Here is an 8,964-nt window from a genome sequence, read left to right on the forward strand (position 1 = left end):
GAGGCCCGGCCCGCATCGTCGCAGGTCGGAGCCCGTGGACACGGCCGGAAGGCGGCGTGAAGATATGGCGCACACCCGGCCGATTTGCCACTGATTGCTCCGAATCACCCGCTGGCGCGGCTTTGCCACCGTTCGCGGGCCCTCTTACGCTCCGGCGTCATGCGCTCACCCCTGATCAGCGTCGTGCTCCCCGCCTACGACCGGCACGAACAGCTCGCCGACTGCCTGGACTCGCTGCTCGCGCAGTCCCTGGCCGATGTCGAGGTGATCGTGGTCGCCGACCGCTCCCCCGAGACCGCGGCCGGACTCGTCGAGGCGTACGCGGCACGGCACCCACGGCTGTCGGTGCTGCGCCTGAACGCGGCGGTCGGGGTCGGGGCGAGCCGCAACGCCGGGGCGGACCGGGCCACCGGCGAGTACCTGCTGTTCCTCGACGCCGACCACCTGCTGCCCCGGGACGCCCTGCGCACGATCGCCGACCGGCTGGAGCGGACCGGCCCGGTCGACGTCCTGCTGTTCGGCCACTCGCGCCGGCACCAGGACCGCGACTGGCCCGGCGGAGCGGAGGCGCTGCTCGCCGAGGCCGGACCCGAACCGTTCGCCCCGTTCGACCGGCCCGCGCTGTTCGGCGCCCCGCCGCTGGTGTGGGACCGGCTGATCCGCCGCGGCCACTGGGCGGAGCTCGGCCTGGCCTTCCCGCCCGGCCGCTACGAGGAGGTCCCGGTGGCGCACGCCGCGCTGCTCGGCGCCCGGAAGGCCGCCGTCCTGGCGCGCGAGTGCGTCCAGCTGCGCCGCCGGGAGACCGTCCACCCGGCGAGCGGCCCGGGCAGCAACGTCTTCGACCTGTTCGAGCAGTACGAGCGCAGCTTCGCCCTGCTCACCGACCAGCCGCACCTGTACGCGGTGCGCGACGCGCTGTTCGTCCGGATGATCCGGCACTACCTGTTCGTCCTCGACCTGGCCGGCTGCGTCGCCCGCGCCGAGCGCCCGCAGTTCTTCCACCGGGCCGCCGAGCACCACCGCCGCTTCCAGCCACCCGGCCACCGCAGGCCGGGCGGCCGCGAGGGGATCAAGTTCTCGTTGCTGGCGGGCGGTGCCTATCCGGCCTTCGAGGTGGCCAAGCTCTCGCACATCGCGCGCGGCACGCTCACCGGGCGGAAGTGACCGCCCTCGGGCCGGTGCGCCGTCCGCCGAGAGGGGTACCGGCTCGCCGATCGGGAGGCGGGCGAGGCGGGGCGGGCGAGGCTGGGCGGGCGAGGCGGGCGGGGCGGGCGTCGGGGCCGGCCGCGTCCACGGCCGCGGAGTCGTCGATCACGACCACCGGGGGTGTCACATGACACCCCGTCGGCGGTACCCCCGTCGCGCCCGGTACCGGTCGGGCCGCGGGCCTGCGATCATCGGCGGAGCCGTCGCCGCACCCGCCCGGGAGGTCCCTGGTGAGCCGTCCGTCCGCCGTCCCCGGGGCCGCGTTGGCCCATGAGCTGGCCACCGCGCTGCGCGGCGAGGTCCGCTTCGGCGCCGCCGAGCGCACCGTCTACAGCCAGGACGCCTCCAACTACCGGCAGTTGCCGCTCGGCGTGGTCAAGCCCGCCGACCTCGACGACGTGCGCACCGCGCTGGCGCTGTGCCGCGAGCACCGGGTGCCGGTGGTGGCGCGCGGGGCCGGGACCAGCGTCGGTGGGCAGGCGATCGGCCCGGGCGCGGTGGTGCTGGACTTCCGTCGCCACCTCGGCGCGGTGCTGGACCTCGACCCGGAGGCCCGCACCGCGCGCGTCCAGCCCGGCACCGTCCTGGACGACCTCCAGCGCGCCGCCCGGCCGTACGGGCTGCGCTTCGGCCCGGACCCGTCCACGCACAGCCGTTGCACCCTCGGCGGCATGATCGGCAACGACTCCTGCGGCTCGCACTCGCTCGCCTGGGGGCGCACCGCCGACAACGTCGAGCGGCTGGAGCTGCTGCTCGCGGACGGCACCGAACTGACCGTCGGCGGGCGGCTCACCGCCCGGGAGCGTGCCGCCCTCGCCGAGCTGCCCGGGCCGGTCGGCCAACTCCACCGCCGGGTCCAGGAGTTCACCGACCGCAATCTCGCCGTCATCCGACAGGGCATGCCTCGACTGCCGCGCCGCACCTCGGGCTACCCGCTGGACGCGCTGCTGCCCGAGCACGGCCACGACCTGGCCCGGGCGCTCACCGGCACCGAGGGCACCTGCGCGCTGCTGCTCGGCGCCACCATCCGCCTGGTCGAGGACCCGCCCGCACGCGCCCTGGTGGTGGCCGGCTACCCCGACGAGGGCGCCGCCGCCGACGCCGTCCCGGCGCTGCTGCCGTACGGGCCGCTGACCGCCGAGGGCATGGCGGCCGACCTGATCGCCGCGCTGCTCGCCGCCGGCCGCCGCCCGCCCGCGCTGGACCGGCTGCCGGCCGGCGAGTGCTGGCTGTTCCTGGAGACCGGCGGCGCCACCCCGCGCGAGGCCTACCAGGCCGCCCGCCGGCTCGCCGACGCGGTGCGCCAGGAGCGCTCGGCCGGCGTCGCCCTGGTCACCGACCCGGCCGAGCAGCGCCAGCTGTGGGCCGTCCGGGAGGCGGGTGCCGGGATCGTCACCCGCCTGCCCGGGGGCGGCGCGGCCTGGCCCGGCTGGGAGGACTCCGCCGTCCCGCCCGAGCGGCTCGGCGACTACCTGCGGGACCTGCGCGCCCTGCTGCGCCGGCACAGCCTGCACGGCGTCCCGTACGGGCACTTCGGCGACGGCTGCGTGCACCTGCGGATCGACTTCCCGCTGGAGGAGCCCCAAGGGGTGCTGGTCTTCCGGGAGTTCCTGGAGCAGGCCGCCGATCTCGCGGTCTCGTACGGCGGTTCGCTCTCCGGTGAGCACGGTGACGGCCAGGCCCGGGCCGAGCTGCTGCCGCGCATGTATCCGCCCGAAGTCATCACCCTGTTCGGCGAGTTCAAGCGGATCTGGGACCCGGAGAACCTGCTCAACCCGGGCACCCTGGTCGATCCCCGGCCGCTCGACGCCGACCTGCGCTTCGTCCCCGCCCCGGGCCGCGCCCTGCCGCTGGCCCTCCCGTACGAACAGGACGGCGGCAGCCTGGCCACGGCGGTGCACCGCTGCGTGGGTGTCGCCAAGTGCGTGGCCCCCGGCAGCGGGGTGATGTGCCCGAGCTACCTGGCGACCGGGGAGGAGCGGCACTCCACCCGGGGGCGGGCCAGGCTGCTCGCCGAGATGCTGCGCGGGACGGGGGCGCCTCCCGGCAGCCGGGCCGGGGGGGCGATCCGGGACGGCTGGCGGTCGGAGGAGGTCCGGGAGGCGCTGGACCTCTGCCTGAGCTGCAAGGGCTGTGCGAGCGACTGCCCGGTCCACGTCGACCTGGCGACCTACAAGTCCGAGTTCCTGCACCAGCACTACCGGCACCGGCCGCGCCCGCTCGCGCACTACTCGATGGGCTGGCTGCCGCTCTGGCTGCGGGCCGTGGCGCTCGCGCCGGGGGCCGCCAACGCGCTCGCCCGCTCCCGGGCGGGCGGGCTGGTCAAGCGGCTCGGCGGGATCGACCCGCGCCGGGTGCTCCCGGTGTTCCCGCCGCAGACCTTCACCGCCTGGTACCGGCGGCACCGCGCCACGCACCCGGCCCCGGCGGGCGCCCGGCCGGTGCTGCTGTGGCCGGACACCTTCTCCGACCACCTCCAGCCGAACGTTCCGCGCTCCGCCGTCGAGGTGCTGGAACACCTGGGCTTCGACGTCCGGCTGCCCTCGGGCCCGGTCTGCTGCGGCCTCACCTGGTACTCCACCGGCCAACTCGGCATCGCCCGACGGGTGTTGCGGCGCAGCCTGCGAGTGCTGGCGGCGGACGGGCTCCCGGCCGACACCCCCGTGATCGGCCTGGAGCCGAGCTGCACCGCGACCCTGCGCGAGGACCTGCCCCGGCTGCTCGGCGCCCAGGGCCGCCCGCTCGCCGACCGCACCCGCACCTTCGCCGAGTTCCTCGACGAGTACGCTCCGGACGCCCCGCTCCCCCGGGCCCGACTGGAGACCCTCACCCAGACCCACTGCCACCAGCACGCGGTGCTCGGCAGCGCCGCCGACCGCCGGGTGGAGGCCCGGCTCGGCCTCGACAACCGGGTGCTGGAGGCGGGCTGCTGCGGCCTGGCGGGCAACTTCGGCTTCGAGCAGGGCCACTTCGAGGTGTCCGAGGCCATCGCGGAGCGGGTGCTGCTGCCCGAGCTGCGCGCCGCCGGGCCGGCGACGGTGGTCCTGGCGGACGGCTTCAGCTGCCGCACCCAGATCGCCCAACTCGCGGACGGGCGGCAGGCCTTGCATCTGGCGGAGTTGATCGCCCGGGAGCTGCGGAGCCAGTCCTGAGTCCTGCCCGGTCGGTCCTGTCGGATCAGCGCGAGATCGGCTGGACGGGGCCTTGGAGGGGCTTCACCCGTGGGCGGCGAGGAAGGCCCCGGCGTGCGCCGCGGCCTCCTCCCGGCTCCGGTGGCCGGCGGCAGCCGCTCCGCGCTCCCCGTCCGCACCGGTGGCCACCCAGCGCCATCCACCCTCGTCTTCCACCAACTCGGCGGAACCACCGAAGAGTTCGAGCGAGCCAGGCCGAGCCGCCGGACGGTTGACGGCCTGCGGCCACTTCTTCCGGGCGCCCTGCCGGGTGATGCCCCAGGCGCCGCCGAGCTGTTCATAGTTGGCGCCGTAGGAGCCGGCGGTGGCGGCGGCGACCGCGGCGAGCCGCCCGACCTCGGCGTCCACCACCTTCCAGGCGGACAGGACGGACAGGGCGACCTCGACCGGCTCGGCGTTCCACATCCGCTCCACGGGCAGCCCCGTCGCACGGGCGCGCAGGCCGGCGGCGAGGGGTTCGAGCGCGTCGAGCAGGGCCTTGGCGAGTTCGTCGCGCTCCTGAGGGGTGATCTCCACGGTCGTCATGAGACAACCATAGTTACCAAATCCGCTCTCGACAACCAAAGTTACCGACGAAGCCGGTCCAGGAGGCTCGAATCCCGCCGCTCGGGCGCGAACGGAGCCCCCGCGGCGAGCCCCCGACAGCCGACCACCAGGGCCTCACCCAGGAAGCCGACACCGACGGACAGCTGGACCGGACGGGCGTCCGCGGCCAGGCCGAAGTGCGTGGCGAGCGCGGCGAAGCCGGCCATCACCGCGAGCGAGAGCGCCGCGACCAGGAACGTCCGGCCGGTGTAGCGCTGCCACAGCACGCCCTCCCGCTCGTAGACCCGGATGGTGGCGCCGCGCACCGCCCCCAGTGCGACGCCGAGCACGGCGCCCGCCACGATCCAGCCGTAGTCGGCCGCACCGAGCCCGTGGCGCCGGGCGACCGCCCACACGCCGAGACCGGTGAGCACCACCGGTGCCCCGAAGAGGTCCCGGGCGTTGAGCGGCTCGCCGCGCAGCCGCCGGATCACCACCACCACGGCCACCGCGGCGATCAGCCCCGCATGAACCCAGCCGTTCATCCCCACACCCCTTTTTGTAGCTCGACCGTGCTAAATCAGCAATTTAGCTCGGCCGTGCTATAACGGCAACATGCCGAAGATCGTCGACCCCGTGGAGCGCCGCCAGGCCGTCGCCGACGCCGTCCTGCGCGTCGCGGCCCGGGAGGGACTGGAGCACACGTCACTGCGCAACGTCGCCGAGGAGGCCGGACTGGCCATCGGCTCGGTGCGGCACTACTTCGCCGGCAGCTCGGAGCTGATGATCTTCGCGATGCGCGAGCTGGCCCGCCGGATCGAGACCCGGATCCACGCCCACGCCGCCGTCCTGCTCGACCCGGCCACCGCCGGCACCGACCGTCGCGAACGGACCGCCCGGCTGCTGGCCGAGACCCTCCCGCTGGACGCCGAGCGCCGGGAGGAGTCCGCGCTCTGGCTCTCCTTCGTCACCGCCGCCCGCACCCGGCCCGACCTCCGGCCCCACGCCGCCCGGACGCGGGCCGGGCTGGACGACCTGGTCCGGCAGGTCCTGGCCGAGTCCGAACGCGCCGGCGGCCTGGCCCCCGGCCTCGACCTCGACATCGAGACCCGCCGGCTCTCCGCCCTGCTCGACGGCCTCACCCTCCAGGCCGTCCACCACCCCGACCTGGTCGGACCGGACGAGCTGCGCGCCGTGCTCCACCGCCACCTCGACACCCTGGCCGCGCCGACGCCGTGACGGGCCCGGGGCCCGGAACGGCCCCCGCCCGGTCCTCGGACGGGGGTCGCGGCCGGGTGCGTGCGGCCCGGTCAGCCCTGGGCGGCGCCCGCCGGCGCCCCCTCCGCGCAGACCGCCGAGACGAACTCGGCGACCCGCGCCTGCGGCAGACCGCGCGCGATGTCCGCCTCGCTGATCATCCCGACCAGCTTGTGCTCCGGGTGGTTGATCACCGGCAGCCGGCGCACCTGGTACTGCTCCATCACCCGTAGCACCTGGTCGCAGTCCTCGTCGGCCTCCACCGTCATCGGCCGCCCCTGCGCCAGTTCACCCGCCGTCACCGCGGCCGGGTCGCGACCCTCGGCGACGCAGCGCAGCACGATGTCCCGGTCGGTGATGATGCCCAGCAGCTTGTCGCCCGGCCCGCAGATGGGCAGGGCACCCACGTGGCGTTCCCGCATGATCCGGGCGGCGGCCGCGAGCGTCTCGTGCTCGCGGATGCACTCGGCGCCCGGGTGCATGATGTCGCTGGCTCTGGTCATGGTCGGCCTCCTGACCTGGCTTCCCCCCTCGTCCATCGTGGTCCGGGCCGGTGGCCGTCGCCACCGGGCAGCGCGCTCAGACCTCCTCCTCCGCCTCGGCCCGGCCAGGCCTCCCGTCCGGCTCGGCCCGCCCGTCCGGGGACTCCGGGCCGCCCAGCGGGGGCTTGCCCAACGCCTCGTCCAAGGCGGGAAGTTCGCGCCTGGGCCGGTCCTTCTCCAGCCGCTCCTCCGGGACCTCGCCGCTCTCCACCGCCTCCTCCGCGGCCTTCGCCCCGGCCGCCACGGCGGCGGCCGTCAGCAGGTTCCGCTGCTGGACCTCCGTCGCGCTGTCCAGGAAGCGCAGCAGCTCCACCGGGAAGGGCAGCACCAGCGTCGAGTTCTTCTCCGCCGCCACCTCCACCACGGTCTGCAACAGTCGCAGTTGCAACGCCGCCGGGGTCGCGCTCATCACCGCCGCCGCCTCCGACAGCCGCTCCGAGGCCTGGAACTCGCCGTCCGCCGTGATGATCCGGGCCCGCCGCTCCCGCTCGGCCTCCGCCTGCCGGGCGATCGAGCGCTTCATCGACTCCGGCAGCGCCACGTCCTTGATCTCCACCCGGTCGATCTCGATGCCCCAGCCCAGCGCCGGACTGTCGATCATCAACTCCAGGCCCTGGTTGATCGGTTCGCGGTTGGCCAGCAGGTCGTCCAGCTCGCTCTTGCCGATGATCGAGCGCAGCGAGGTCTGCGCGACCTGGGAGATCGCGAAGTTGTAGTCCTGCACGTTGACCGTGGCCTTCACCGGATCCAGGACCCGGAAGTAGACCACCGCGTCCACCCGCACGGTCACGTTGTCCCGGGTGATGCCCTCCTGCGCCGGGATCGGCATCGTCACGATCTGCACGTTCACCCTGCGCAGCCGGTCCGCGACCGGCATCAGCAGCACCAGCCCTGGGTCGCGCACCTCGTCGCGCACCTTCCCGAAGCGGAACACCACACCCTTCTGGAACTGCTGGACGACCCTGAGGCTCAGGCCCGCGACGACCGCCCCGAGCCCGACCAGCCCCCCGATGGCCCCCAGCACCGCATCGACGATCATCGCGGCCTCCTCGCGGCCTGCGCGCACACCGGCGCGTCCGGCCGCCGCCGACCCGGACCGGCCGGGGACCACCGGAACAACTGATTCCACGCTACGCCTGCCCGAACGGTGCCGGAACGAACGTCCGCCGGGACGAACCTCCCCCGGCCCGCGGGAACCCTAGGATCTCGGCCATGCCGAACGAGGCCGTGCCCTCCTCCCCCGCCGACGACCCGGACGACCCCCGCCACCCCGCCGAGGCCGCCGCCCGGGCCGGCGGCCTCGCCGCGCTGGACCGCGTCGTCACCGGCTGCCGGGCCTGCCCGCGCCTGGTCGAGTGGCGCGAGGAGACCGCCCGCACCAAACGCCGCGCCTACCAGGACTGGGACTACTGGGCCCGCCCCGTCCCCGGTTTCGGCCCGCCGGACGCCCCGCTCGTCCTGGTCGGCCTCGCACCCGCCGCCCACGGCGCCAACCGCACCGGCCGGATCTTCACCGGCGACCCCTCCGGTGACCTCCTCTACGCCACCCTGTACGACCTCGGGCTCGCCAACCGCCCCGAGTCCGTCCGCCACGGCGACGGCCTGGAACTGTTCGGCGTCCGGATCACCGACCCGGTCCGCTGCGCCCCGCCCGACAACAAGCCCAGCACCGCCGAACGCGACACCTGCCGGCCCTGGATCACCCACGAACTCCGGTTGCTGCGCCCCACCGTGCGCACCGTCGTCGCCCTCGGCGGCTTCGCCTGGCAGGCGATGCTGCCGGTGATCGCCGACGCCGGCTGGCCGGTCCCCCGCCCCCGCCCGGCCTTCGGCCACGCCGCCCACGTCACCCTCCCCGCCGCCGACGGCGGCCCGCCGCTCCAGCTGTACGGCTGCTACCACGTGAGCCCGCGCAACACGAACACCGGGCGGCTCACCACCACGATGCTCCGGGACCTGCTGCGCGAGGCCGCCCGCTCGGCTGGCCTCCACCCGAGGTAGCGCGGCACGCCCCGCCGGGCCCACGGGGCGCGGCGCCCCGGCGCGGCAGCCGCCGCCGAACGGCTCCCCGGCCCACCTCACCGAGCACCGCCGGGGTGTTCACGTACGGGTGTTCACGTACGGGAGGAAGCCGCCGCGAACGGTTCGGCGGGATGGTCCGTCGGCAGCGCGAGCGACGTCCGGCGGGCGGAGGCCGGCAGTCCCGCCGAACCACGGCGCCGGCCGCTCGTCGGCGGGCCGAA

8 protein-coding genes are annotated in these 8,964 nt (G+C 75.3%); 4 read left to right on the forward strand and 4 right to left on the reverse strand.

The features are described 5' to 3' along the window. Positions 1 to 159: 159 nt before the first annotated feature. Both ACFRMQ_RS33315 and ACFRMQ_RS33320 read left to right on the forward strand, forming a co-directional pair. Entirely contained in the window at positions 160 to 1,164 is a 1,005-nt protein-coding gene (locus ACFRMQ_RS33315) for a glycosyltransferase family 2 protein (RefSeq protein ID WP_380734488.1), read from the forward strand. Between the two features lie 272 nt (positions 1,165 to 1,436). Then, on the forward strand, positions 1,437 to 4,358 hold the full coding sequence (locus ACFRMQ_RS33320) for an FAD-binding and (Fe-S)-binding domain-containing protein (protein ID WP_380734489.1): 2,922 nt from the start codon (positions 1,437 to 1,439) through the stop codon (positions 4,356 to 4,358). 63 nt (positions 4,359 to 4,421) lie between these two features. Here ACFRMQ_RS33320 and ACFRMQ_RS33325 read toward each other — a convergent pair whose 3' ends face one another. Next, positions 4,422 to 4,922 (reverse strand): hypothetical protein, encoded by a 501-nt coding sequence (locus ACFRMQ_RS33325; RefSeq protein ID WP_380734490.1) that lies wholly within the window; start codon positions 4,920 to 4,922, stop codon positions 4,422 to 4,424. Positions 4,923 to 4,963: 41 nt separating this feature from the next. After that, positions 4,964 to 5,467, reverse strand: coding sequence for a DUF1453 domain-containing protein (locus ACFRMQ_RS33330; RefSeq protein WP_380734491.1), 504 nt, complete (start codon positions 5,465 to 5,467; stop codon positions 4,964 to 4,966). A gap of 70 nt (positions 5,468 to 5,537) precedes the next feature. On the opposite strand from ACFRMQ_RS33330, the gene ACFRMQ_RS33335 reads away from it, so the two are divergent. After that, positions 5,538 to 6,161: a TetR/AcrR family transcriptional regulator gene (locus ACFRMQ_RS33335; RefSeq protein ID WP_380734493.1), complete on the forward strand. Its 624-nt coding sequence runs from the start codon at positions 5,538 to 5,540 to the stop codon at positions 6,159 to 6,161. 71 nt (positions 6,162 to 6,232) lie between these two features. Here ACFRMQ_RS33335 and ACFRMQ_RS33340 read toward each other — a convergent pair whose 3' ends face one another. Further along, entirely contained in the window at positions 6,233 to 6,682 is a 450-nt protein-coding gene (locus ACFRMQ_RS33340) for a CBS domain-containing protein (protein ID WP_380734494.1), read from the reverse strand. A gap of 76 nt (positions 6,683 to 6,758) precedes the next feature. Then, positions 6,759 to 7,760, reverse strand: coding sequence for a slipin family protein (locus ACFRMQ_RS33345; protein ID WP_380734495.1), 1,002 nt, complete (start codon positions 7,758 to 7,760; stop codon positions 6,759 to 6,761). Positions 7,761 to 7,933: 173 nt separating this feature from the next. On the opposite strand from ACFRMQ_RS33345, the gene ACFRMQ_RS33350 reads away from it, so the two are divergent. Then, positions 7,934 to 8,722 (forward strand): uracil-DNA glycosylase, encoded by a 789-nt coding sequence (locus tag ACFRMQ_RS33350; RefSeq protein WP_380734496.1) that lies wholly within the window; start codon positions 7,934 to 7,936, stop codon positions 8,720 to 8,722. Positions 8,723 to 8,964: the final 242 nt, after the last annotated feature.

Origin of the sequence: Kitasatospora sp. NPDC056783 (genome assembly GCF_042789895.1) — a bacterium.
Classification (GTDB): Bacteria; Actinomycetota; Actinomycetes; order Streptomycetales; family Streptomycetaceae; genus Kitasatospora.